This window comes from Ruegeria sp. CDSA221 (assembly GCF_059611825.1).
Genome location: NZ_JBXWPK010000004.1, coordinates 25,963 through 49,075, shown reverse-complemented (window position 1 = coordinate 49,075; position 23,113 = coordinate 25,963). Strand labels below are relative to the sequence as shown.

Genomic DNA, 23,113 nt, shown 5'->3' with positions numbered 1-23,113 from the left:
GCCCTACTCCGCGATGTGACGCGCCAAGCGCATCGGAAATTGTGCCGACAGGCGAGCTTGAAGAACCACCCGCCCGTCAGTCGGGAGATTACATTCCGCGAACGTTATTGAGCAGCTCTGTCGCGCCCAGCTCTTCAGCATAGGCGTCCTGGACCGGTTGAACCAATTCCAGCATTTTCTCGCGGCCCTCGAACTCATGCACTTCGATCTGACCTGCGTCGATCATTGCCTGAAGTTTTTCACCGTCCTGTCCGCTCTCTAGCGCGCGACCAAATGCACCGGCCTCAGCGCCAGCTTCCATGATGGCGGCTTGCAGATCCGCAGGCAGTTCATCGAAGATTTTTGCTGACATCACAATTGGACGCACAGTGATCGTGTGCTGGGTCAATGAGACATGCGGCGCGACTTCGTAGAACTTCAGGTTCTGGATCGAGGCTGCTTCGTTTTCGAACCCGGCAATAACGCCTGTTTGGATTGCGTTATAGACTTCGTTGTAGGCAATGGCAGATGGTGCCGCGCCAACAGCTGAGAAAGTCTGCGCCTGAATTGGGGCCCCCATGACGCGCATGCGGTGTCCGGCAAGTTCATCCATGTTTGTGATGGGCTCGGCTGAGGCCAGGTTCCGCACACCGCCGCCATGATACCCAACAATCACAATGCCAGCGGCTTCGCGCAGATCATCCTCAAGAGGTTTCAGCGCATCCGATGAAAGCACCGCATCCCAGTGTTCAAGATCACGGAACAGGAAAGGCATATCCATCAAAGGAATGGACTCTGAAAACACCGCCATGTTGGACGGGGCAAGGATCGTATAATCTACGGCGACACCTTGGTTGAGGTAGGTGACGTAATCGGATTCAACCCCAAGCTCACCGTTCAGGCGCAGATCAAATTCGACCTCGCCATCATATTTCTCTGCGACCAGTCGTTCAAACTCGCGCAAGGTCTTAGTGAATGCATGTTCTTCATCAAACATGCTTGCCCCGCGCAGTGTGACATCAGCTTGCGCGGTCGAAACCCCGCCCAACAAAACAGCCGTCACAGCCAACGTCTTTAGTGAAAAATTGAACATTCTATCCTCCCAGATCAGGTTCAGGTCTTGTTTTCTTCCAGTCGTCTTTGACCGGCGATCGTGTTCGAAACCTTACAAGTGGTCACGCCAGATCAGCCTTCACCCCAATTTGGATGATCTGATTTCCTCCCAGCTAGCACACTTGCTCCGCCCTCGTTGATGGGCACACCCAACACGATAACTGGGATACTAGTCAACATAAATTTTCTAGATGCTCTTTCGATATGTGATATTTTCCTTTTAGAACAATGAATATAATGTAACCTAGTATCCTAATTTGCTCTATTAATTCTCTCTCTGATCTGCCACAATGTCGCCAAACAGAGGTTGGAAAACAAAAAATGGCAGCTTTGGGAACCCTTGAACGTACGACAAGTAGCGATGTCGTCTTTGACGAACTGTTTGGACAAATCACCCGTCTGGAGCTGCTTCCAGGGACAAAGATATCCGAAACGGATGTTGCGAAATCATTCGGGTTTTCACGCCAGCCTGTGCGCGAGGCTTTCACGCGACTTTCCAACCTCAATCTCCTTTTGGTGCGGCCACAACGCGCGACAGTTGTTCGACCGTTCTCACGCCAGCTCATCGCGAATGCCCGCTTTGTGCGTGCCGCAGTCGAATTGGAGGTCATCCGCACTGCCGTGTCAGATCGCGACAAGTCGGTAGACGCGGCATTAAAAGCTAACCTTCGTGAACAGGCGGATGCAATCTCAGCAGAAGATGTCAATTTGTTCCATGATCTGGACTACCAGTTTCACAAACTGCTTTGCGCCTCGGCCAAACAGGCGTTTGCGTTTGAAATCATCGCCGAAAACAAAGCACAGGTTGACCGCCTTTGCATGCTGGCGTTAACCAGCAAAGAAGCAATGGATGATTTGTATCTGGATCATCAATCTCTTTTAAAGGCCCTGTTCAGCGGGGATGCGTGGGCGGCGGATCAAGTCCTTCGTACGCATCTTGACCGTTTGACGCCAACCATTCAGGCGATCTACACAACGCATAACGCATACTTTGATGAATAGGTGGCTAGATATCGGATGGCTTTTCGCCTCATTGCCCTAGTCTAAATTCATACATATTGATATCGAGTAGTTTAAAAAAAACCGCATGAACAAATTGCGGGTCAGCGGTTTTTCCCGCCTTTCACAGAAACTGATCCTGTCAACCACGCAAATGTTGCGGACTAGGGTATCTGCAACGCCAGCTTAACGCTTGGCAAAAGAAAGCAGCAAGGAGCTCTCAAATGTTTGATCTTGTTGTGGGGATCGCAACGTCGACTGCCGTATTGGTGCGACCAAACATCTTTGGAATGTGCTGTTGAGCCTGACGCAAGTTCTATCGGGCTGCTAACCCAGCGCAATCAGCCTAATACTTACAATGAATGACCGCTATCGCTAGAGTGTTGGCCTTGTTCGCCACCGCAGCGAAAGTCCGATTTCCGCCCCTTGTGCCGAAAGCTATGTGTTGCAAATGGAGATAGCGGTGGCTTATCCCCCGCACCACATTCTACCGCTGGTATGATCGGTATCTGCAGCGCGGTGAGGCTGGTTTGCATGATCAATCACCAAAGCCAAATCATGTCTGGAACCGGGTGCCCACCGAAGTGAAGCGCAAGGTTGTGGATCTCGCTCTGAAAGAGACGGAACTGTCGTCGCGCGAGCTGGCCGCCACGTTCACCGGTCAAGAGCGCTATTTTGTGTCGGAATCTACAGTGTATCGCACGCTCAAGGCGCATGACCTGATCACCAGCCCTGCCATCATCGTGCTGAAAGCCGCGAATGCGTTTGAGCATAAGACAACAGCCATCAACCAGCTTTGGCAGACCAACTTTACCTATCTCAAGGTTCTGGGTCGGGGCTGGTTTTATCTCAGCACAATTCTGGACGATTACAGCCGCTACATCATCTCATGGAAGCTCTGCACGAACATGCGGGCTGAGGATGTGACAGAACCCTCGATTTAGCCTTGCAGGCCTCCGGATGTGATCAGGCCCATATCGTCCACAAACCAAGACTGCTCAGTGACAACGGCTCAAGTTATGTCTCTGGCGATTTGGCTGAATGGTTGAAGGACAAAGGCATGAAACACAGTCGTGGTGCGCCGTGTCATCCGCAGACCCGAGGTAAAATCGAACGATGGCATCAAACTTTGAAGAACCGCATCTTATTGGAAAACTACTTCCTGCCAGGTGATCTCGCGGCCCAGATCGAAGCCTTCGTCGATCACTACAACCATCAGCGATATCACGAGAGCCTAAACAACGTCACACCCGCCTATGTCTACTTCGGGCGTGACCAAGCCATTCTGGAATAACGAGAACGGATCAAACGGAAGACGTTCGAAGCTCGGCGTTTGCGTCACAGCCAGCGCGCAGCTTAATCACACAAATCAGATGAGCCGAACACTCACTTAGTTTACGCCGCTCTTGGTTCCAAAAACTCTGACGACGGACACTCAATATGCGGAAAAGCTGATGGCACAGGAAACCGGCGGGAAAGACCCGGACCAACGCGACGGGTCCTGATCCCGGGTTTGCGTGCAAATTTGAAAAGGAATTGCTGGACCTCGCTCTTCCCACAGTAAGCAGCAAAAGCAGCGGCGCCGAAAAACATCAACAGGGACCGCCAATGCTTTTGGGCCAGCATCTTCACCTCCTCCCGAAGATGCTGGCCCAATCCAAGTCTGCAATCGGAGCGACAAGGCGATGGTCCATCTCAGACATCATCAAGACTTTGCCATTCGCCGACTCTATCCAGCCGACCAAAACGAGATCTGCGAGCACTTTCGACGGCTCGACGCCGAAGCTCGGCGCGCGCGGTTCTGGTGGACTGTCAGCGACGAGAGTCTGACGACCTACGTTCAGAGCATTCCTCATTATGACAGCATTCTCTGTGGCGCGTTTGCAAAAGGGCGTCGGAGGGGCGTCGCCGAACTCCGCGGTGACGACCAGACCGGATCTACAAAGACGGAAGCCGCCTTTTCTGTCGAACCTGATTGGCAAAACATCGGAATTGGTGATGCGCTGTTCGAGCGCATTATCGCAATCGCGCGGAAGTGGGGCATCAGTTCAATTGAATTGATGTGCCTGCGAGAGAACCGCCGCATGAGGCATCTTGCAGCAAAGAACAATGCTCGGCTGTGCATCGATCAGGGCGTTGCTAAAGCCGTTTTGCATCCAAACTGGTCATCGCCCTCCTCCCAAGCCGCAGAAATCGTTGGTGAAGTCAGGGGATTTCGCTTGTTCATTTGAGTGGAGGGAGAAGCAAACGTCCCGAAACGTTGCGTTAGCACATACTCGAAAACTCTCAAAGTCCCGCAAAGTGGACCAAGCACCGTTCTTGCCGGCTAGGCTCTCATCAAATGCCCGAAAGAGATCTAAGGTGCGACACGACCTCGTCCGAACCGTGGCCGGCTTTCAGGCAGGCAAATACCACCGGCAGATCGCCCCGCATTCTCGCGGCGTCTCGGCGCATGACGTCCAAAGATGCCCCCACATGAGGGGCAAGGTCGGTTTTATTGATGACTAAGATGTCTGACCTGGTGATTGCTGGGCCACCCTTGCGTGGGATTTCCTCGCCTGCGGCCACGTCGATCACATAGATTGTCAGGTCCGCCAACTCCGGGCTGAAGGTGGCCGATAGGTTGTCGCCACCGGATTCGATCAGGACGACCTCTACGTCGGGGTGACGCAGCCGCATCTCGGCCACGGCAGCCAGGTTGATCGACGCGTCTTCGCGAATCGCCGTATGAGGACAGCCGCCGGTTTCCACTCCAATCACGCGATCCGAAGGCAGGATTTGCATGCGCATCAGAGCTTCGGCGTCTTCTTGTGTGTAGATGTCGTTGGTGATGACGCCGATCGAGTGATCGTCTTTCAAAAGTTCGGCAAGCCTCGCGGTCAGGGTCGTCTTTCCTGCACCGACCGGGCCGCCGATACCGATGCGCAAGGGGCCGTTGAGTTGTGTCATGATTGGAAGAGCCTCGGTTCAAGAGTTTCGTGGGCCATCGCGGAGATGTCTGAGAAAAAGGCGTTGCCAAAAACGTCCGTGGTGTCCGCATTTCTCGTGTCTTCGGCGACCTGAAGGCAAAAGGGCTGCAAGTTCAGGATCACCCGTTGACCGGCCGTCTGCCCGATGGGGCTCAGGCGGATGGCCGAAGAGGTCAGGTTTGCGACAAAGGCCTGCAGATAGAGAACGGCAGTCGTATCGATATCCAGCTCTGCCAATCTAGCGGCGCGACCGACGGCAACGGGCAACAGCATGTCAGGTAGCGCCAAATCCCAGACAGCATTAACCGTCGCAACAAAGGCAGCGCCCTGCCTTTCAGCTTCGCGCAGACGCTCTTGAGCGGTGGCAAAGGATCGTGCTTTCGCGTCCATCTCCAATGGGTCGTCGGCAGCATAAGCCAGCCGCATCCAGATCGCATCAGCGCGACCTGAGCCATCACTCAGGCAATCTCTCAGCCAGTCTTCCAAACTGGTCGCGTCGGCAATCCAACCCTCGTTGATCGCTGTTTCAAGTCCGTGCGAATAGGCGAAGGCCCCCACTGGAAACGCGGGCGACAGCCATTGGGTCAGCGTCAGTAAGTGCGCATCAATGGGCGTGGGCATGGGCCGAGTGTCCGTGATCGTGCGCATGGGTGCGCCCGTGACCATAGGCGCCGCCTTCCGGAGTGAAGGGTTCGGTGACTTGGGTCACTGTGGCACCGAGGTGGCTCAGCATATGAGCGATGACGGGATCATCCTGGATCAAAAGGCGGGTCGCCTCGATCTGACAAGGTGTGTGGCGGTTGCCGATGTGCCAGGCGAGGCGGGGCAGGTCTTGCCCGGAAACGGCCAAGAGGTTTTCGGGTGCCGCCGTCACTTTGACCAGACGTCCATCGCCCAGTTCCAGCACGTCGCCATCGTTCAGGGATACGGTCTGTTCGAAGTCCGCGACAAAGGACCAGCCTTCGGTCGTTGTCAGTTTCTTTCGCCGGAAAAATCGGGCGTCGTAGGTCAACGCGCAGTCCGCCACCGCATTGTCTGATGTGCCAACGGGATGGAGCGTTTGTGCAAGTGGAAGATCGGTCATGGGGCCTCAATATAGAAAATACCGCTGCGCCATGGGCAGCTCGGTTGCAGGTTGGCAGGTCAGCAATTCGCCATCAGCCCGCACCTCATAGGTTTCGGGGTGCACCTCGACCTCGGGCATGGCGTCGTTCAGGACAAGATCCGCTTTGCCGATACCGCGCGTGTTCTCCACCGGCAAACTTGTCTTGGCCAATCCAAGCGCATCTCCCAGTCCTTCGGAGTGTGCCGCCTCGGAAACAAAGGTCACTGCATTGGCTTCCAGCGACCGGCCAAAGGCCCCGAACATCGGGCGGGTATAGACCGGCTGCGGTGTCGGGATCGAAGCGTTTGGATCGCCCATCTGCGCACACACAATGCTGCCGCCCATAAGGATCATCTCAGGCTTCACACCGAAAAACGCCGGGTTCCATAGGACCAGATCGGCACGTTTGCCTTCTTCGATCGAACCGATGTGCTTTGACAGCCCGTGCGCAATGGCCGGGTTGATCGTGTATTTCGCGATATAGCGACGGACGCGGAAATTGTCGTTGTCGCCGACCTCCTCGGCCAAGGCGCCCCGCTGTTTCTTCATCTTGTCAGCGGTTTGCCAGGTGCGAATGATCACTTCGCCCACACGCCCCATGGCCTGGCTGTCTGAAGCGATGATCGAGAACGCCCCCATGTCGTGCAGGATGTCTTCGGCGGCGATGGTCTCGCGCCGGATGCGGCTTTCGGCGAAAGCCACATCCTCTGGGATGGATTTGTCCAGGTGATGGCAGACCATCAGCATGTCCAGATGTTCGTCCACTGTATTGACCGTAAAAGGTCGGGTCGGGTTGGTCGACGACGGCAGAACATGGGCCTCGCCACAGATCTTGATGATGTCAGGGGCATGGCCGCCCCCTGCGCCTTCGGTGTGGAAGGCGTGGATGGTGCGGCCCCTTATGGCGGCGATGGTGTTTTCGACAAAGCCGGATTCGTTCAGCGTGTCGGTGTGGATCATCACCTGAACGTCCATGTCGTCCGCCACAGATAGGCAACAGTCGATTGCGCCGGGCGTCGTGCCCCAATCCTCATGCAGCTTCAACGCGCAGGCACCGCCCTTGACCTGTTCCTCTAAAGCGGCGGGGAGCGACGCATTCCCCTTTCCCGCAAAGGCGAGGTTCATCGGAAACGCATCCGCCGCCTGCAGCATCCGCCCAATGTGCCACGGTCCCGGTGTGCAGGTCGTGGCCAGCGTGCCATGGGCCGGGCCAGTGCCGCCGCCCAGCATTGTGGTTAGACCAGAATACAGAGCATCCTCGATCTGTTGCGGGCAGATGAAATGAATGTGGCTGTCGAACCCACCGGCCGTCAGGATCTTGCCTTCGCCAGCGATGGCTTCAGTGCCAGGGCCGACGATGATGTCGACGCCGGGTTGTGTGTCTGGGTTGCCCGCCTTGCCGATCTTGTGGATCTTGCCGTCTTTCAAACCGACGTCCGCTTTGTAGATGCCGGTTGCGTCCACGATCAGCGCGTTGGTGATAACGGTATCCACCGCACCCTCGGCGCGCGTGGTCTGAGCCTGACCCATGCCGTCACGGATCACCTTGCCGCCACCGAATTTGACTTCTTCGCCGTAGGGACCTGTCAGGTCCTTTTCCACTTCAATGATCAGGTCAGTATCGGCCAGTCGCAACTTGTCGCCGGTGGTGGGGCCGAACATGGCGGCGTAGTCAGAGCGGGGGATTTGGGTGGGCATCAGAGATCTCCCATCACAAGCTGGTTGAACCCGAAGACACGCCGTGCGCCGCCAATCTGGATCAGTTGCACCTCGCGCCGTTGACCGGGTTCAAACCGCACGGCTGTCCCGGCTGCGATATCCAGACGCATGCCGCGTGCGGCGTCGCGGTCGAAATCGAGCGCCGCGTTGGCCTCGCCGAAATGGTAGTGTGAGCCGACCTGCACCGGTCGGTCGCCCGTATTGGCGATCATTAGTGTGATCGGCTCCGCCCCTGCGTTCAGAGTGACCTCACCCTCCGCCGGAAAGAGTTCGCCGGGGATCATTGGCGTCTGCGGACACGGACCGCCTTGCGCTTGGCCAAAACAACCGCAGCGCCGATCAACATCAAGGCGACGGGCACAGCCCAATCCCCCGAATGCCCATGTGGGAGGCTTGCGGGGTGGGCCAAGGCGGGCGAGGCCAGAAACAAGGCGGGAATAGCATAACGCATGAGAGACTCCTATCGGATGGGATTGTGGACGGTGACCAGCTTGGTGCCGTCCGGAAAGGTGGCTTCGACCTGCACTTCGTGGATCATCTCGGGGATGCCTTCCATGCAGTCATCGCGGGTGATGACCACGGCGCCCACCTCCATCATGTCGGCGACCGAGCGGCCATCGCGAGCGCCTTCGACGACCATGTCGGTGATCAGCGCGATGGCCTCGGGGTGGTTCAGCTTGACGCCACGGGCAAGGCGCTTGCGGGCCACTTCGGCAGCCATGGCGATCAGCAGTTTGTCTTTTTCGCGGGGGCTGAGTTGCATGGGTCAGAGGCTCCAGGATTTCGGCAGGGTGGTTTCGGTCAGGCGCTCCAGCACCGGCACCAGCCATTGGCGCAACAGATAGGAATCGGCGGCAAGAAGTCGGATGGTCAAAAGATCGGGCGCGACAAGGCTTGCGCCGCCGGTCTTTGGCAAAAGTTGTCGGACAATAGGCAAATGCGCCTCGGCACGCGGGCCGAAGTAAAGGGCGCTGGCAAGGGCGGTCATGCCGCCTGCGATGGCCGGACGGTCAAGACTGGCGCTGATTGATCCGGTCAGGTTGATGCGATCCCAATAGATCGGGCGACCATCGTGGCGCAGGGTGATCCGGTCGCGAAAACTGCCCGAGATACGGGTTTCGCCCATGGCGCGGCGACCGAAGACAACGGGTTCGACCAGCACGGCCTCGGTTCCGTCGGTGACGTCCACGTCAAGGCGACGGTTGAGACAACCGCCGTCAAACATGATCAACTCTTGCGGCAACCAATGCAGTACCGCGCCCTTGGCGACAGACAGGCGCGTGCTGACACACGCAGCGCCAGAAGTGCTGCGATAGGCACGTTCTGCAGCTTGGGTTGTCAGGATCAGGCGGCTGTCCGGCCCGGCGCTGGCCGAAGCCTCAAACCGGTCGCCGCCTGTCAAACCGCCCGAGGTGTTCAGCACAATGGCTTCGACGGCATCCTTGCGACGCGGAAAGGCCACCTTACTCGCGCCCGAGGTTCTGAAGCGGTCAATGCCTGTGCGCCCGTCACGGCATTTGGTCGACAAGGTCATGGCACCGATGGATCTCGGGGCGGTGTTCGCCTCTCGTGATGCCAGATGTGGTTGACCCATGCGTCTGTCGCCCCCGGTACTCGACCCGCATGGTTCACCATGCACATTGGGGTGTGATCCACCGCTGCGCGCCGGGAAAAAGACCAATCCCGGAGTTCTGCCTATTTGCTGTGCGAAAGTGACCCCACTCGCCCAGAAGTTCAGCAATGATGAGATGCCGACACGGAAATGCCTGAATGACGTGTCGAACGGGTGACAGGGACTTCGTCTGTTAAGTGTGCGTTAGCCATAAGGTGGCAGAAAGCTTGATTGCTGACTTTTAGGTCGTTCATGATCGGATCATGAGCAGTTTGAAAACCTTTCTGGTCCTGCTTCTTATCCTGCCGAAGCAAAGTCCGGCGGCAGATGATGCCCTGATGTCTTCATTCGCGGCATGTGCAGGACGGTTCTCGGCCGAGTTGGAACATGCCTGGCTTATGAATGATGACCGCACGGATCAGATCGCGCATCGCCGGGCGCAGTTCATCGACCTTCTGAACGCGACGGTGCCCGACGATCAACGACGTCATGCGCTTCACCTGCGTATCGACGCCAAGATGGCGCATGCGCAATTGCTGACCGCCGCCAGCTTCTCACGCGATGCGGATCGCTCCAAATGGGCGGTGCGGCGTGCCCGGGCCGAGATCGACTATTGCACAGGATTCTTGCTTGAAAGCTGAAACGCCCAAAGATTTGGCGTTTCTTTCGCACAATAAAATGGCGAACCCGCGAAAGTCTGCGCAATTTTTGACGGATTGACGCCAGGGGCCGTTTTTCAACCCCCGCCGATCTCGCAGTCGCAGCAATTTCCATGGAACGACTTCTTCCGGGATCACACAAATCCCGTTGAACGTGCGATGGTGCTGGCCTTGCAATTCCAAAACACCACCGCACTCCGCAATTAGATTGCGTGGGGGGCATATGGGGGATCACACCCTTGAAAGCAACGCTTCCCCGCGCAGTGCCTGAAGGAAAACTGCGATGAAAAAGACACTTCTTAGTTCTGCTGCCGTCCTGGCCGCTTCGATGCTGCCGGCCATGGCGCAAGACTGCCCGATCAAGGTGGGAGTGCTGCACTCCCTGTCCGGAACCATGGCGATTTCAGAAACAACGCTAAAAGACACGATGGAAATGCTGATCGAACAGCAAAACGCCAAAGGCGGCGTTCTGGGCTGCGAGCTGGAGGCCGTCGTGGTCGACCCGGCGTCGGACTGGCCGCTCTTTGCCGAAAAAGCGCGCGAGCTGATTTCGGTACACGAGGTTGACGTGATTTTCGGCAACTGGACATCCGTGTCGCGGAAATCGGTTCTACCTGTGATCGAAGAGTTGAACGGACTTCTGTTCTATCCGGTTCAATATGAAGGCGAGGAATCCTCAAAAAACGTCTTCTACACCGGCGCCGCCCCCAACCAGCAGGCAATCCCGGCGACGGATTACTTTCTGGAAGAACTTGGCGTTGAGAAATTCGCGCTTCTGGGCACCGACTATGTTTACCCCCGGACGACGAACAACATTCTGGGAAGCTATCTTCAGCAGAAGGGCATCGCCGAGGACGACATCTTCGTCAACTACACGCCCTTTGGTCATTCTGACTGGTCCAAGATCGTCTCGGATGTTGTGGCTCTTGGTGCGGACGGCAAGAAAGTCGGCGTGATTTCAACGATCAACGGCGACGCAAACGTGGGCTTCTACAAGGAACTCGCGGCTGCTGGCATCAGCGCCGACGACATTCCCGTTGTCGCCTTCTCGGTCGGCGAGGAAGAATTGTCGGGTCTCGACACCACCAACCTTGTTGGTCACCTCGCAGCCTGGAATTACTTCCAGTCAGCAGACACCGATGCCAACGCCGAATGGGTCGAGGCCTGGAAAGCCCGCATGGGCGACGAGCGTGTGACGAATGACCCGATGGAGGCGCATTACATCGGCTTCAACATGTGGGTGAATGCGGCGACCGAAGCAGGCTCCACCGATGTCGATGCCGTGCGCACCGCCTTGTACGGGCAGGAATTCCCGAACCTGACTGGTGGCACCGCGGTCATGCTGCCGAACCACCACTTGGCCAAGCCGGTTCTGATCGGTGAGATCACCGAGGATGGTCAGTTCGACATCATCAGCCAGACGGAGGAAGTGCCGGGCGATGCCTGGACGGATTTCCTGCCGGAATCGGCGGTGCTGAAATCCGATTGGGCGGAACTCGATTGCGGGATGTACAACACCGAAACGTCGTCCTGCGTTCAGATCAAGTCGAACTACTAAGCATGGTGGGTTAAAACCCACCCTACGGGTGCGGCGCATGTCGCCCCCAGAACGCCTTACGGGGGCTGAACTATCCATGTCGCTTATACGTCGGTTCAACATCGGTTTCATGTCGGTGCTTCTATGCGCTCTTGCCTTGCCACTTTCGGCGCAGAACGCCGAGGCGCCGATCCAGCAACTCTTGCAAGAACATGGCGAAATCATCGCCAAATCCTCGCGCAAGACCATCGGTCCTGCCATCGACGCGCTTGCCGCCAGTGGTCTGGCCGAGGCCCAGGTCGTGCTGGAACGCTGGCAAAACAAAGAGATGTGGCGCGACAAGGACACCGGGCTTTTCGTCTATGGCGAAGCCTCGGGCAAGGAATTGACGGCGTTTGACTTTGCCGATGGCGCGGAACTTGGCACTTTCGTTGCCCGTGACTTCAAACAGTTGAAACCCAACAGCGGCATTCGCGGCATGATCGGCGCGGCCCTGGTGCAATTCCAACTATCAGGGTCCTTTGCCGAAAAGATGCAGGCCCTGAATGCGATCGAGCGTGACTCGGAGGTGTCCCATCTCGCGGCCCTGACCAAAGTTCTGCCCGACGAAACGGACCAGTCTGTGCAAAGTCGCATGGAACGCCTTCAGGGACTTTTGACAATCCGCTTCGGTGCGACCGACGAGGAGAGGATTGCTGCCATCCAGCGGTTTGACGGCGATCTTGGTGTCGATGTCCGGGCCGCATTGAACCCGCTTTTGGCCGTGGAGGTCGAGGCTTCGGCACAAGCACCCGAGGGCGATGACATCGCCCGCATCCTGACCGTCGGCAGCGACGACCTGCCGCGCGAGTCCGCCTATGACCTTCTGGTTGCCGCCGATCTGGCGAAACCCCGGATCAGCCGGTACGACAAGCGGAACGCGCTTTTGGCCAACATCTCGGAGGGATCGGTCGCGGGGGTTCAGGTGGCGACCCTGAACAGCGAAGACGCACGCGACCTTGCTTATGAAGCTTTGGCCGAACAGGGCGTGGTAGACCCTGTGGCCACCGAAGCCGAGGTGGATGAAACGCTGGCAGGCTTCACGTTCTACGAACGCTACAGCGGCTCGCCTTCAGTGGCCGTTGCCGCGGCGGCGGTGCTGACGGGCATCGAAAACAAGGTGGCATTCAACCAGGCATTTGACCTTGGCCTTGACGCCCTGTCGCTCGCTTCGATCTACTTTCTTGCCGCCATCGGTCTTGCTATCACCTTTGGCGTGATGCGCGTGATCAACATGGCCCATGGCGAGTTCATCATGATGGGCGCCTACACCGGCTACGTCGTCCAGCAGATCATCCCGGATTACACGATTTCCATTATCGTCGCCTTGCCGCTGGCCTTTGCCGTCACCTTCGGCGCAGGGGTCACGATGGAACGGCTAGTGATCCGCCACCTCTACCATCGCCCGCTGGAGACGCTTCTGGCGACTTTCGGGATTTCCATTGCCCTGCAACAGATCGCCAAGAACATCTTCGGCACGCAAGCGCGGCCCCTCACCTCGCCCGGCTGGCTGGACGGATCGCTGGTGTTCAATGACATCGTGTCGATCAGCTATATCCGGATCGCAATTTTCGTTTTGGCACTTTTGTTCATGGCGCTATTCCTTTTCGTCATGAACCGCACTCGATTGGGGCTGGAAGTGCGGGCGGTGACGCAGAACCCCCGCATGGCGGCCTCGATGGGGATCAACCCCGACAGGATCAACATGCTGACCTTCGGCTTCGGCTCGGGTATTGCCGGGATTGCGGGTGTGGCGATTGGGCTTTACGCCAAAGTGACCAGCGAGATGGGCGCGGACTATATCGTGCAAAGCTTCATGACCGTGGTCGTGGGCGGCGTTGGCAACATCTGGGGCACGCTTCTGGGCGCGACCATGGTTGGCTCGCTGCAAAAAGGGATCGAATGGATGAACCCCTCGAACACACTGGCCGCACAGACCTATATGATCCTCTTCATCATCCTCTTCATCCAATTCCGGCCGCGCGGGATCATCGCGCTTAAAGGCCGGGCGGCGGAGGCATGAGCATGGCGGAACTGACAGCAGGCCCTGTGCGTCGCACACCTTTCGTGGTGCGTTATCCGTCGGTGCTTATCTTTCTGGCCTGTCTGGGGCTGTTCACCCTGGGCGTGACGATCCTGTCCGAAGGGTTCGGTATCGGCGTCATCTCGACCAGTTTCATCAAGACCCTGGGCAAGACCCTGTGCCTCTGCCTCGTCGCGCTGGCGATGGATCTGGTCTGGGGCTATTGCGGTATCCTGTCCCTTGGGCACATGGCCTTCTTCGGAATGGGCGGTTACGCGATAGGCATGTGGCTGATGTACGAGCGGACGCGTCTGATCGTCGTCGAAAGCCTCGCCGCCGGAGGGCTGCCGCCAACGCCCGAAGAGGTCTCCAGCGGGATCGCTGGCCAGATCTTCGGTGTCGTCGGAGCCTCGGAATTTCCGCCGATCTGGGCCTTTGCCCATTCTCTGCCGCTGCAACTGGCCGCCGTCGTACTGGCGCCGGGGCTTCTGGCGCTGGTCTTTGGCTGGCTGGCCTTCCGCAGCCGGGTGACAGGTGTGTACCTTTCGATCCTGACGCAGGCGATGACGCTGGCGCTGTCACTGTACCTGTTCCAAAACGACAGCGGATTGCGCGGCAACAACGGTCTGTCAGGCCTGCAGAATCTGCCGGGGTTGGAGAGCACTAGTCAGGCCATCGTTTCGGTCTGGTTCCTTTGGGCCTCGGCCCTGGCCTTGGGGCTTGGATACCTGCTGGCGACATGGATGGTGTCGGGCAAGTTCGGCTCGGTCCTCAGGGGCATTCGGGACGACGAAGCGCGGGTGCGCTTCCTTGGCTATCCAGTCGAGGCGTTCAAGCTGTTTGTCTTCACCGTATCGGCCGTGCTCGCTGGCATTGCAGGCGCAATCTACTACCCACAGGCGGGCATCATCAACCCGGCGGAACTGGCGCCGATTGCCTCGATCTATCTGGCGGTCTGGGTGGCCATCGGCGGGCGTGGGCGATTGTACGGAGCCGTGATCGGCGCAGCTTTCGTCTCGCTCTTGTCGACCTGGTTTACCGGCGGGCAAGCCCCTGACCTGAACATCGCCGGGTATCGCATTCAATGGGTCGATTGGTGGACCGTCCTGTTGGGGCTGTCCTTCGTGGCGGTTACGCTTTTCGCACCGAAAGGCATTGGAGGGCTGGTCGACGCCTTGGCAGCGCGTCGCAACCCCAATCGGCATGGGCGCGACCTGGGGCCGGGCCACGGTTCTTTGAGAGAAAAGGAGGCAGATGCATGAGCGCGCTTCTTGAAGTCTCGGGCGTGTCGGTCAGCTTTGACGGGTTCAAGGCGCTGAACAACCTGTCGTTCAGCATTGACAGGGCCGAATTGCGGGCGGTCATCGGCCCGAACGGCGCGGGCAAGACCACCTTCATGGATGTGGTGACCGGTAAAACCCGGCCTGACGAGGGCCATGTGCTTTGGGGCGAACCGCCCGTGTCCTTGCTGGGCAAATCGGAAAGCAAGATCGCCATGGAAGGGGTCGGGCGCAAGTTCCAGCGACCCACGGTGTTTGAGGATCAGACGGTTCAAGACAACCTGATGATGGCGCTGAAAAAGTCGCGGTCGCCGCTGGCCGTGCTGCTGTTCAAACCCGAAACACCGGACTTTGCCCGGGTCGAAGAACTGGCGGATGTCATTGGGCTGGACGCGGTTCTGTCACGGAAATCTGGCGAGTTGTCCCACGGGCAAAAGCAATGGTTGGAAATCGGGATGCTCTTGGCACAGGAACCGAAGCTGTTGCTGGTGGACGAACCTGCGGCAGGCATGACGACCGCAGAACGTCAGAAGACCACGCAAATTCTGCGGGACGCGGCGAAGACCCGCGCTGTCGTCGTAGTGGAACACGACATGGATTTCGTGCGGCGTTTGGATTGCAAAGTGACCGTGCTGCACGAAGGCTCGGTTCTGGCCGAAGGCTCGATCGATCACGTCACCAAGAACCAGCAAGTCATCGAGGTGTACCTTGGCCGATAGTTTCCTCAGCATCCGCGATCTGACGCTGCACTATGGCGGCAGCCAAATTCTGAACGGCGTGGATTTCGACGCGGCCCAGGGCGAGGTCACCTGCTTGATGGGCACCAATGGCGTAGGCAAGACGTCGCTGTTAAAGGCGCTGGCGGGCACCCATCCCCGGTCGGGGGGCGACTATGATCTGGACGGCCAAAGCATCGGAAAGCTGAAGGCCTTTGACCTTGCGCGGAAGGGCGTTGCCTATGTGCCCCAGGGGCGCGAGATCTTTCCGTTTTTGACGGTGCAGGAAAACCTTGAGACGGGATTTGCCTGCCTGCCAAGTGGCGAACGCAAGGTGAAGGACGAGATTTTTGATCTGTTCCCCATTCTGAAGAAGTTCCTGCAACGGCGGGGCGGTGACCTTTCAGGCGGCCAGCAACAGCAACTGGCGATCGCGCGCGCGCTGGTGTCGAACCCGAAAGTGCTTCTTCTGGATGAACCGACCGAAGGTATCCAGCCGAACGTCATCCAGCAGATCGGCGGCACCATCCGCATTTTGAAGGAACGCGGGAACATCGCTATCGTCCTAGTCGAACAGTATCTGTCCTTCGCCTATGATCTTGGGGATGCCTTCGTCGTGATGGAGCGCGGTGCCGTCAAACTGAGCGCGCGAAAGCCGGAACTATCACTCGAAAAGCTGACCGCAAGCACGTCTTTGTAGTACGCAATGGCAGGGTGATCTGTATACTATTCTTCCCTTCATAACCGGTTTCGCCGCTTCAAGGCCGTAAGTCTGTTCCAAACCGGCGAACGGCAAGTGCCATTCACCGACGCGGGTCAGATTTCAATCTGCTCCGCAATAGTGAGAGCATCTTCCAACTCAACGCCAAGGTAACGCACTGTACTGTCAATCTTAGTGTGACCCAGCAAAAGCTGCACTGCACGGAGATTCCCTGTCTTACGGTAAATCTCCGCTGCTTTGGTTCGGCGGAGTGAATGGGTTCCGTAACCGCTCGGTTCCAATCCAATCGCTGTCACCCAATCCCGGACAAGCCGACCAAACTGACGCGTTGAGATATGGGGTCGCTCGAGGAAACGGCTCGGAAACATGAAGCTACAGCCCATCATCTTTGGCGACTTGACCCAAGCATGAACCGTATCCCGTGTGTTTTCCGTCAGTTCGAATTGTACTGGTTTCTTGGTTTTGCTCTGGACCACTGAAACCCGTTCTCGAGCACGATCATCTTTGACCAGATCGGTCACGGCAAGCCTAACCAAATCGCATCCACGCAGCTTGCTATCAATGGCGACGTTGAACAGCGCAAGATCGCGCAGATTTCCGGCGAGTTCGAGCCGAGCACGGATCGCCCAGACCTGCTTGGGAAACAAGGGGCGTTTCTGGCCGATGATCCGCCCCTTGTTCCATGCTCTGCGCTTTGGGGTGACTGCGGGAAGTTGAGCTCTAGGCATAATGTGCCCTCCAATCCGCCCTCCGCACCCAATCATCGGCACCGCGCCAACGAGGCACTTGTACAATCGAATCGGATGCCTGCTGTCCGAAGCCCACTCTACTTGAGTTCTCGGTGCAGGCATTGAACCGCTTTGAGTTCGTTGGCGGACATAGGTTGTGATGCACCCCAGAACGGAATCAAGGCGCGTCAGCCCCACCGTGGAAGCACCGGTCCGGTGGGCCGACGCTTGCACAGATTTTCACGGATCACTGCTTCAGTCTACATCCCGTGAATCCGGGCGCACATTCTTGCTATGCAATATTTGAATGGCCGAATTCAGCGCTGCGCCGTGACACAAGAATTTGTGCGTGCCCAAAATTTTCCGTGTTGCGAGCGCACGCAGCGAAAAAATCCAAGGTACAGGTTGGGCTCTGAGCGATGGTCGCTACCCGTTGCCGGAATTCCCGCTGCCAGACAGCGAACGACGCATGCTCACTTTTGCGGCCTGAGAAACACGAATTTATACAGGTGGTTCGGACGGAAATGCGTTGTCCAGACGAAGGGACGCTATCAGACCGCGAAGGGACCACGGGTTTCTGCGGCACCGCATGGCCGTGAAGAGCCCAGTTCGGCCAAGGCTGCAAAGTCGAAGAACGGCTGCTCATGGGGTTTAAAGAGATGTTTCCAACCGTTCGCAGAAAAGCCCCTTTGGCTCCGAGGCGAACGTCAAAAGCATGCGGCCAACCATTCACAAAATGCCGCTGACGCCTGTTTTTCGCGGAGGCCCGTATTTCGTTGGATGACATAATGTGACTGACCATTCGCGATGGGGTCACCGACAATATTGATGGCGCGCCCTGCGGCGATGGCCTGTTGTGCGAACCGTTCGAACATAATCGCGCAGCCGTTCTCCGCGGCGGCCAATTCACAGGCCGCGACCGAAGTGTCAACAATGATGCGGGGAGAAATCCTGTCAATTGGCAGGCCGTTGGCGGATAAATAACGCGCCCAATGGTCGTCAAAGCCCAGAACGTGAATGGCATCAAGTTGCATCAGATCCGCGGGCCTTTGGACTTTCGTTGATGTCTGCACCCCGCAGACGGGCAGGATTCTCTCGTCCGACAGCTTGACCATGCATGGGTTTGCGTGGGTCTGCGCGGCGAGCAAAATCTCGACATCGACGGGGTGTTTTTCCAGCACATTTTGCCACAGCGACGTTTCAAGCTTGATCACGATTTGCGGGTGTTCATCTTGAAAGGTGGACAGCTTCGGCGTCAGCCAGATGATCATCGCCGCAGAGGCGCGCACAACGATGGTCGTTTCTAGCTCCGGCCCAAAAAGCCCGCTGGTCGAAAACGCGATGTGTTCAAGCGCCTCACGCACCGAAATCAGATAGGCTTGCCCGATATCCGTAAGCTGCAGGCTTTTGGCGCGGCGGATGAACAGGTTTTGCCCCAGCTTGGTCTCCAGCGCCTTGATATGTTGGCTGACGGCGGTTTGCGTCAGGCCCAATTCATGGCTTGCGGCGGTAAAGCTCTGGTGGCGGGCCGCGGCCTCAAACGTGCGCAGCCAATTCAGATTGAGATTCTGTTTCACCCGTGTGGCATAAGATATTTATGTGCTTGAGGGCAATTCGTTTCGTTTATCTTCTGCCAACTGCTCGTCTATCAATGGGTAACGGGCCCGCGTCTGCCCGATTTCCAAAGGAGAGTGCGATGTCAAAGACCGATTTTGGAACCCATGCTGACATGGCCCTGAACCTCGTCGATCTTGCGCGTTATCCAATTGCTGATCTGGATAAGGGCGCGGGTGCGGCGTTCCTGAAGGACTGTCAGGACCACATGGAGGCGTACGGCTGGTGCAATCTGGATGGCTTCATTCGCGCGGACGCATTGGCCGCCCTTGAGGACGAATCCAGCAGCCTTTTGCCCGGTGCCGAGGTGCTGACAATCAAACGCAACATCTATCAAGGTGCGATTGATCCGTCCTTGCCAGAAGATGATCCGCGACGTCGCGAATACACCCATGTGGCTACTCAGCTTGCCGATGACCAGATACCGGCAGATACGTTGATCCAGCAGTTATATAAGTCGGATGTCCTGACGGACTTCGTTCGCCGTGTGCAGAAAAAGACCGTGTTGCATCGTTGTGCAGATGAGTTTCAGGCACTGAATGTTGTCGCACTTTACCCCGGCAGTTGGCATGCATGGCATTATGATACAACCGAATGTACCGTGACGTTGCTTTTGAAAGCAGCTGAAAGCGGTGGCGATTTTGCATTCTTGCCAAATTCGCGCACAGATGAGGCCGAAGACCGTGACGCCGTGGACCGGTTATTGGCGGGGGATATGTCCCATGCGCATAAATTCGATCGTGGGGCCGGGACGTTTACACTGTTCCGTGGCGGATATTCCTTGCACGGTGTGACCGAAGTGTTCGGCGCGCATCCCAGAATGACGGCAATTATGACCTATGATGAACAAAAAGGTCGTGTCATCAGCGACGACATCAACGTACGCATCTATGGCACACGCGTTGAAAAAATCCTTGAGGATCGTAGGGCCGCACTGGCGCAGGCTAAAGGAATATCACAATGAAAACCGCTCTCCTCGTTATTGATGTGCAAATGGCGCTCGCCCATGACGATGCTGCTGGGGCCGCGCGGTCTTGCCCTGAAGCGTCTGACAATATTGGACGTTTGCTGTCGCAATTCCGCGCATCTGGTGACAAGATCATCCACATCCACCACCACGGCACAGATGCGGATGATCCGTTTCACCCAGATGCACCGGGTTCTGCCGTTCAACCGTTTGCCGCACCTCAGAACGGCGAACAAGTGATCGTCAAACACGCCTCTAGTGCATTTGGTGGCACCACGCTTTTAGCTGATTTGCAGGGCGCGGGCATTGAACGGGTCGTCATCTGCGGTGCGACCGCCAATCATTGTGCTGAATCCGCCGCACGCTCGGCCAGCAGCCTTGGGTTTGATATGATCTATGCCTCTGATGCGGTCTGGGCCTATGACGCAACCGGTCCAGACGGGGTTGCCCATACCGCCGCGCAAATCCACTCGGTGACCCTTGCAAACCTTCACGGCGAATTTGGTGCGGTCCAATCGACCGACGAAATCCTCGCCGCTTGATTTCAGGAGACGCACACATGCGCATTGGTTTTATCGGGCTTGGCACGATGGGTGGGGCGGCGGCCCTGAACCTGATCAAGGGCGGGCATCAGCTGGCCGTTTGTGATCTGGACGCTAAGCGCGCCGAACGGCATCTGGCGCTTGGGGCGACGTGGGCTGATACGCCCGCCATGGCCGCCAAAGATGCCGATATCGTCTTTACTATGGTGTTTGGTCCCAAGCAGATCGAACAGGTGGTTCGGGGTCAAAACGGTCTACTGTCGGCGATGGGGGCGGGGCAGGTTTGGGTTGATATGACAACCAACCAACCGACCCTGGCACGAGCACTTGGAAGCGCATTGGCAGCCAAGGGCGTCCAGCCGGTCGACGCCCCGGTATCAGGCGCGGTTGATGGCGCACGTGCAGGCAATATGCCGCAATTTGCTGGCGGCGACGAGGACACGATCGAGCGTATCCGCCCCGTGATGGAGCTGATGGGGCCGATGCACTACATGGGCCAAAGCGGCAACGGGTCAATCACCAAACTTGCCAGCAACCAACTTTGGGCGATCCACGCCACCGCGATGGGAGAGGCATTGGTCATGGCCGTAAAATCCGGCGTTGAATTGCCCCGAGCATGGGAAGCTCTGAAAATTGGGGCCAGCGATAGCTGGTGTATGCACCATGATGCGCCGTCGGTCTTTGCAGGGCACTACGATCCATCTTTCACGCTAGACCTGTGCCAAAAAGACTTGGGGCTCATTGTCGAGGCCTGCGATGACGCAGGAACACCGGCCCCCGCGACACGTCTGGTCTGCGCGCAATTTGAAAAAGCGCGAAAAACCTACGGCGGCGACAAGGGCGAACTGCACGTAATCAAGCTGGAAGAAGATGCCGCCGGTGTGTCACTGCGTACGGATGGTGACTGGGTGCCCCATTGGGAGAAATAGCGATCCAGGCCACTTTGGTATGCCCCAACCGAAGTCAGTTGCTGACTTTGGCACCGTTTCAGCAAAAGTCGGCATTGTCCGCGACCTGTAAATTCCCACCTTAAAGAATGCTGCGCGGTGCGCGAACGGCCAGAATGGCCGCCGCACCGCAACATGAGAAGTTGCGCGGGTGCCGAAAAATCCTAGCTGCGAGCGCACGCAGAAAAAAATAGCAACGACTGGTGGGGGCTCAAACCAGTCATCTGACGGTTTCAGTAGGTCATCGGTTCGGTTCAGACAGTATGAAGGCCTGCTATGCAGGACAATGCCGACATTGGATTTTCCTGCTTTGCTGATGCAGCATTCTCTCGCACGTGCGGCACCACCATTGATACGATGCAGCGCATGTCGCCGAACCAGTCGTTCGCGGTCGTAGATTTGCAGCAAACCGAAAACATTTCGACAAGTTTTCAATTGGCGACTTGAAATAGCAACTCGTATCCCACAAGCATTCAGCAAATCATTTTCGCTTTCGTTGAACGCCTAACGACGGACGTTATTTGGCTTAAGTGAAATAGTTTAAAGGATAATAATGCACGCTGTCGTTTTGTTTTTTTCGCTTGTCCTCTTGGTGTTTGCTGGAGCTGCTCAAGCTCAGAGCGTTATCACTCTTTCTGAGAAAGGCGGATTACACGCAGCTTACGTAGTTCCGGTAGACGACCTCGACCGTGTGGACGTGCAGCTAATTGTTCTCTCGGGGGCGTATGACGATCCGGAACCATCCGGTACGGCGCATCTGACTGAACATCTGGCCGCGTTTTCAGCGGATGCTACCATTCTGAGAAAGCCCCGAGAGCGTGATATCCATGCGACAACGCACAACGTATCTACTGTCTACACTAATTCTGGCGTTCCTTCCGACATAGAAATGCTGTTGCGGCTGTCTCGGGCGGTTCTTGACACCCCAACACTGCCGAAAGGATTTGCGGAAAGCGAAATTGATATCGTTCAGCGTGAAACACTGCTACGCGAAAGACAGTCTCCGCTTCGCTGGCTCCGAAGAATTGCGCTTCAAAACCTCTATGGCACTCTGCGTGGTCGGGCAAATAACACCATTGAAGATCTTCCCAAATTGAACCTTGAGAAGGCCTATCAGTTTCACGAAACACACTATGTGCCATCCAATGTGACGTTAATCGAGTCGGGGAAAATTGACCCTGATAAAGCCGAAGAACTCGTTGCACGTATATTTGGGGACACAGAACCTTCTGAGGTTCCTCAGAAGCCCTGATTAGACCACAAACCGGATCCCGAGCTCAAGTTTATTGAGCGCATTAGGTCGGACAAGCTGGCGCATGACACAGTCCAGTTTGCGAAATTCGTGGACTTCGAAGATCGGTCAACCAGCATCGAGATGCAGGGGGCATTTTTCATCGCCAGCGATATTTTGAACGAAAGGCTATACAAGGCCCTGTACTATCAAGACGAGCGCGTTTTCAGCGTCGATGCAGACTGGTATTTTGCCAAGAATGCTGATCTGGAACTTACCATAGATTTGCACCTGATGCCCGGCTTCAGCTTGGACCCGGCGCACAGCCATCTGACAGAAACTCTGGCGAATTTGTTGAACGAACCAATCACCAGGGACGAAATCAATCAAGCACGCCAGACGCAGGTCGTTGGAGCCCGGAATGCCGCGCGCCGACCCGTAGAGTTTCTATCATTTCTGAAGAATGTGGCTTCTGATGGCTTCCCACCTGTCACACCGTCAGTATTTGTCGAGATCTTGAACGATACGACAGATCAGGACGTTATTGATTTTGCCGAAAAGGTCATCAAGCCATCAGCCACATCAGTCGTGTTGGCCGAAAAAGCAGAGTAAC

Annotated in this window: 25 protein-coding genes and 1 pseudogene; 15 read left to right on the top strand and 11 right to left on the bottom strand. The window is 56.9% G+C overall.

Going from position 1 to position 23,113, the window contains the following annotated elements; all coding sequences use genetic code 11:
• Positions 1-88: 88 nt before the first annotated feature.
• The gene (locus tag AC2FJ5_RS07210) at positions 89-1,072 is read right to left on the bottom strand and encodes a TRAP transporter substrate-binding protein (protein ID WP_496792914.1); all 984 of its coding nucleotides are present in this window, start codon (positions 1,070-1,072) and stop codon (positions 89-91) included.
• Positions 1,073-1,413: 341 nt separating this feature from the next.
• Here AC2FJ5_RS07210 and AC2FJ5_RS07205 point away from each other — a divergent pair, with 341 nt between their 5' ends.
• From AC2FJ5_RS07205 to AC2FJ5_RS07195, 3 genes and pseudogenes are all read left to right on the top strand, one after another.
• Positions 1,414-2,094 (top strand): GntR family transcriptional regulator, encoded by a 681-nt coding sequence (locus AC2FJ5_RS07205; RefSeq protein ID WP_271952726.1) that lies wholly within the window; start codon positions 1,414-1,416, stop codon positions 2,092-2,094.
• Between the two features lie 467 nt (positions 2,095-2,561).
• Positions 2,562-3,451: pseudogene (locus AC2FJ5_RS07200) on the top strand (IS3 family transposase); the annotation flags it as partial.
• 325 nt (positions 3,452-3,776) lie between these two features.
• The gene (locus AC2FJ5_RS07195; RefSeq protein WP_496792912.1) at positions 3,777-4,322 is read left to right on the top strand and encodes a GNAT family N-acetyltransferase; all 546 of its coding nucleotides are present in this window, start codon (positions 3,777-3,779) and stop codon (positions 4,320-4,322) included.
• 106 nt (positions 4,323-4,428) lie between these two features.
• On the opposite strand, the gene ureG is transcribed toward AC2FJ5_RS07195, so the two are convergent.
• From ureG to AC2FJ5_RS07155, 8 genes are read right to left on the bottom strand one after another with little or no spacing between them, the layout of a single operon-like run.
• A complete protein-coding gene (ureG, locus tag AC2FJ5_RS07190; RefSeq protein WP_142639053.1) occupies positions 4,429-5,040 on the bottom strand; it encodes an urease accessory protein UreG in 612 nt (203 codons plus the stop codon).
• Complete coding sequence (locus AC2FJ5_RS07185) at positions 5,037-5,681, bottom strand: urease accessory protein UreF (protein ID WP_496792911.1); 645 nt, start codon at positions 5,679-5,681, stop codon at positions 5,037-5,039. Before AC2FJ5_RS07185 ends, ureG begins: the two co-directional genes overlap by 4 nt.
• On the bottom strand, positions 5,665-6,144 hold the full coding sequence (locus AC2FJ5_RS07180) for an urease accessory protein UreE (RefSeq protein ID WP_496792910.1): 480 nt from the start codon (positions 6,142-6,144) through the stop codon (positions 5,665-5,667). The genes AC2FJ5_RS07185 and AC2FJ5_RS07180 overlap by 17 nt, the downstream gene beginning before the upstream one ends.
• 6 nt (positions 6,145-6,150) lie before the next feature.
• Positions 6,151-7,863, bottom strand: coding sequence for an urease subunit alpha (gene ureC, locus AC2FJ5_RS07175; RefSeq protein WP_142639059.1), 1,713 nt, complete (start codon positions 7,861-7,863; stop codon positions 6,151-6,153).
• On the bottom strand, positions 7,863-8,168 hold the full coding sequence (locus AC2FJ5_RS07170) for an urease subunit beta (protein ID WP_496708941.1): 306 nt from the start codon (positions 8,166-8,168) through the stop codon (positions 7,863-7,865). The genes ureC and AC2FJ5_RS07170 overlap by 1 nt, the downstream gene beginning before the upstream one ends.
• The gene (locus AC2FJ5_RS07165; RefSeq protein WP_282022498.1) at positions 8,165-8,335 is read right to left on the bottom strand and encodes a hypothetical protein; all 171 of its coding nucleotides are present in this window, start codon (positions 8,333-8,335) and stop codon (positions 8,165-8,167) included. The genes AC2FJ5_RS07170 and AC2FJ5_RS07165 overlap by 4 nt, the downstream gene beginning before the upstream one ends.
• 9 nt (positions 8,336-8,344) lie before the next feature.
• Complete coding sequence (locus AC2FJ5_RS07160) at positions 8,345-8,647, bottom strand: urease subunit gamma (RefSeq protein WP_496702400.1); 303 nt, start codon at positions 8,645-8,647, stop codon at positions 8,345-8,347.
• 3 nt (positions 8,648-8,650) lie between these two features.
• Complete coding sequence (locus AC2FJ5_RS07155; protein ID WP_496702402.1) at positions 8,651-9,478, bottom strand: urease accessory protein UreD; 828 nt, start codon at positions 9,476-9,478, stop codon at positions 8,651-8,653.
• A gap of 281 nt (positions 9,479-9,759) precedes the next feature.
• On the opposite strand from AC2FJ5_RS07155, the gene AC2FJ5_RS07150 reads away from it, so the two are divergent.
• The 6 genes from AC2FJ5_RS07150 to urtE all read left to right on the top strand — a co-directional run bounded on the left by AC2FJ5_RS07150 (position 9,760) and on the right by urtE (position 16,450).
• Entirely contained in the window at positions 9,760-10,137 is a 378-nt protein-coding gene (locus AC2FJ5_RS07150; protein ID WP_496792908.1) for a hypothetical protein, read from the top strand.
• Between the two features lie 301 nt (positions 10,138-10,438).
• A complete protein-coding gene (gene urtA, locus AC2FJ5_RS07145; RefSeq protein WP_496792907.1) occupies positions 10,439-11,713 on the top strand; it encodes an urea ABC transporter substrate-binding protein in 1,275 nt (424 codons plus the stop codon).
• Positions 11,714-11,789: 76 nt separating this feature from the next.
• Positions 11,790-13,754 carry an urea ABC transporter permease subunit UrtB gene (gene urtB, locus AC2FJ5_RS07140; protein ID WP_496792906.1) on the top strand — a complete coding sequence of 655 codons (1,965 nt, stop codon included), beginning with the start codon at positions 11,790-11,792 and terminating at the stop codon, positions 13,752-13,754.
• 2 nt (positions 13,755-13,756) lie between these two features.
• Positions 13,757-15,016, top strand: a complete 1,260-nt coding sequence (gene urtC, locus AC2FJ5_RS07135; RefSeq protein WP_496792905.1) for an urea ABC transporter permease subunit UrtC — start codon at positions 13,757-13,759, stop codon at positions 15,014-15,016.
• A complete protein-coding gene (urtD, locus tag AC2FJ5_RS07130) occupies positions 15,013-15,753 on the top strand; it encodes an urea ABC transporter ATP-binding protein UrtD (RefSeq protein ID WP_142639072.1) in 741 nt (246 codons plus the stop codon). Before urtC ends, urtD begins: the two co-directional genes overlap by 4 nt.
• Positions 15,743-16,450 (top strand): urea ABC transporter ATP-binding subunit UrtE, encoded by a 708-nt coding sequence (urtE, locus tag AC2FJ5_RS07125; RefSeq protein WP_142639074.1) that lies wholly within the window; start codon positions 15,743-15,745, stop codon positions 16,448-16,450. The genes urtD and urtE overlap by 11 nt, the downstream gene beginning before the upstream one ends.
• Positions 16,451-16,566: 116 nt before the next feature.
• On the opposite strand, the gene AC2FJ5_RS07120 is transcribed toward urtE, so the two are convergent.
• On the bottom strand, positions 16,567-17,199 hold the full coding sequence (locus AC2FJ5_RS07120; protein WP_496702408.1) for a tyrosine-type recombinase/integrase: 633 nt from the start codon (positions 17,197-17,199) through the stop codon (positions 16,567-16,569).
• A 707-nt stretch (positions 17,200-17,906) separates the two neighbouring features.
• A complete protein-coding gene (locus AC2FJ5_RS07115) occupies positions 17,907-18,776 on the bottom strand; it encodes a LysR family transcriptional regulator (protein ID WP_496792903.1) in 870 nt (289 codons plus the stop codon).
• A gap of 119 nt (positions 18,777-18,895) precedes the next feature.
• On the opposite strand from AC2FJ5_RS07115, the gene AC2FJ5_RS07110 reads away from it, so the two are divergent.
• The 6 genes from AC2FJ5_RS07110 to AC2FJ5_RS07085 all read left to right on the top strand — a co-directional run bounded on the left by AC2FJ5_RS07110 (position 18,896) and on the right by AC2FJ5_RS07085 (position 23,112).
• Complete coding sequence (locus tag AC2FJ5_RS07110; protein ID WP_496692000.1) at positions 18,896-19,777, top strand: HalD/BesD family halogenase; 882 nt, start codon at positions 18,896-18,898, stop codon at positions 19,775-19,777.
• The gene (locus AC2FJ5_RS07105; protein WP_496691999.1) at positions 19,774-20,322 is read left to right on the top strand and encodes an isochorismatase family protein; all 549 of its coding nucleotides are present in this window, start codon (positions 19,774-19,776) and stop codon (positions 20,320-20,322) included. The genes AC2FJ5_RS07110 and AC2FJ5_RS07105 overlap by 4 nt, the downstream gene beginning before the upstream one ends.
• A 17-nt stretch (positions 20,323-20,339) precedes the next feature.
• On the top strand, positions 20,340-21,251 hold the full coding sequence (locus AC2FJ5_RS07100) for an NAD(P)-dependent oxidoreductase (protein WP_496691998.1): 912 nt from the start codon (positions 20,340-20,342) through the stop codon (positions 21,249-21,251).
• A 294-nt stretch (positions 21,252-21,545) separates the two neighbouring features.
• Positions 21,546-21,716 (top strand): hypothetical protein, encoded by a 171-nt coding sequence (locus AC2FJ5_RS07095; RefSeq protein ID WP_496691997.1) that lies wholly within the window; start codon positions 21,546-21,548, stop codon positions 21,714-21,716.
• A 106-nt stretch (positions 21,717-21,822) separates the two neighbouring features.
• Positions 21,823-22,521, top strand: coding sequence for a M16 family metallopeptidase (locus AC2FJ5_RS07090; protein WP_496792902.1), 699 nt, complete (start codon positions 21,823-21,825; stop codon positions 22,519-22,521).
• A 90-nt stretch (positions 22,522-22,611) separates the two neighbouring features.
• Positions 22,612-23,112 (top strand): peptidase M16 family protein, encoded by a 501-nt coding sequence (locus tag AC2FJ5_RS07085; protein ID WP_496792901.1) that lies wholly within the window; start codon positions 22,612-22,614, stop codon positions 23,110-23,112.
• The last annotated feature ends 1 nt before the right edge of the window (position 23,113 follow it).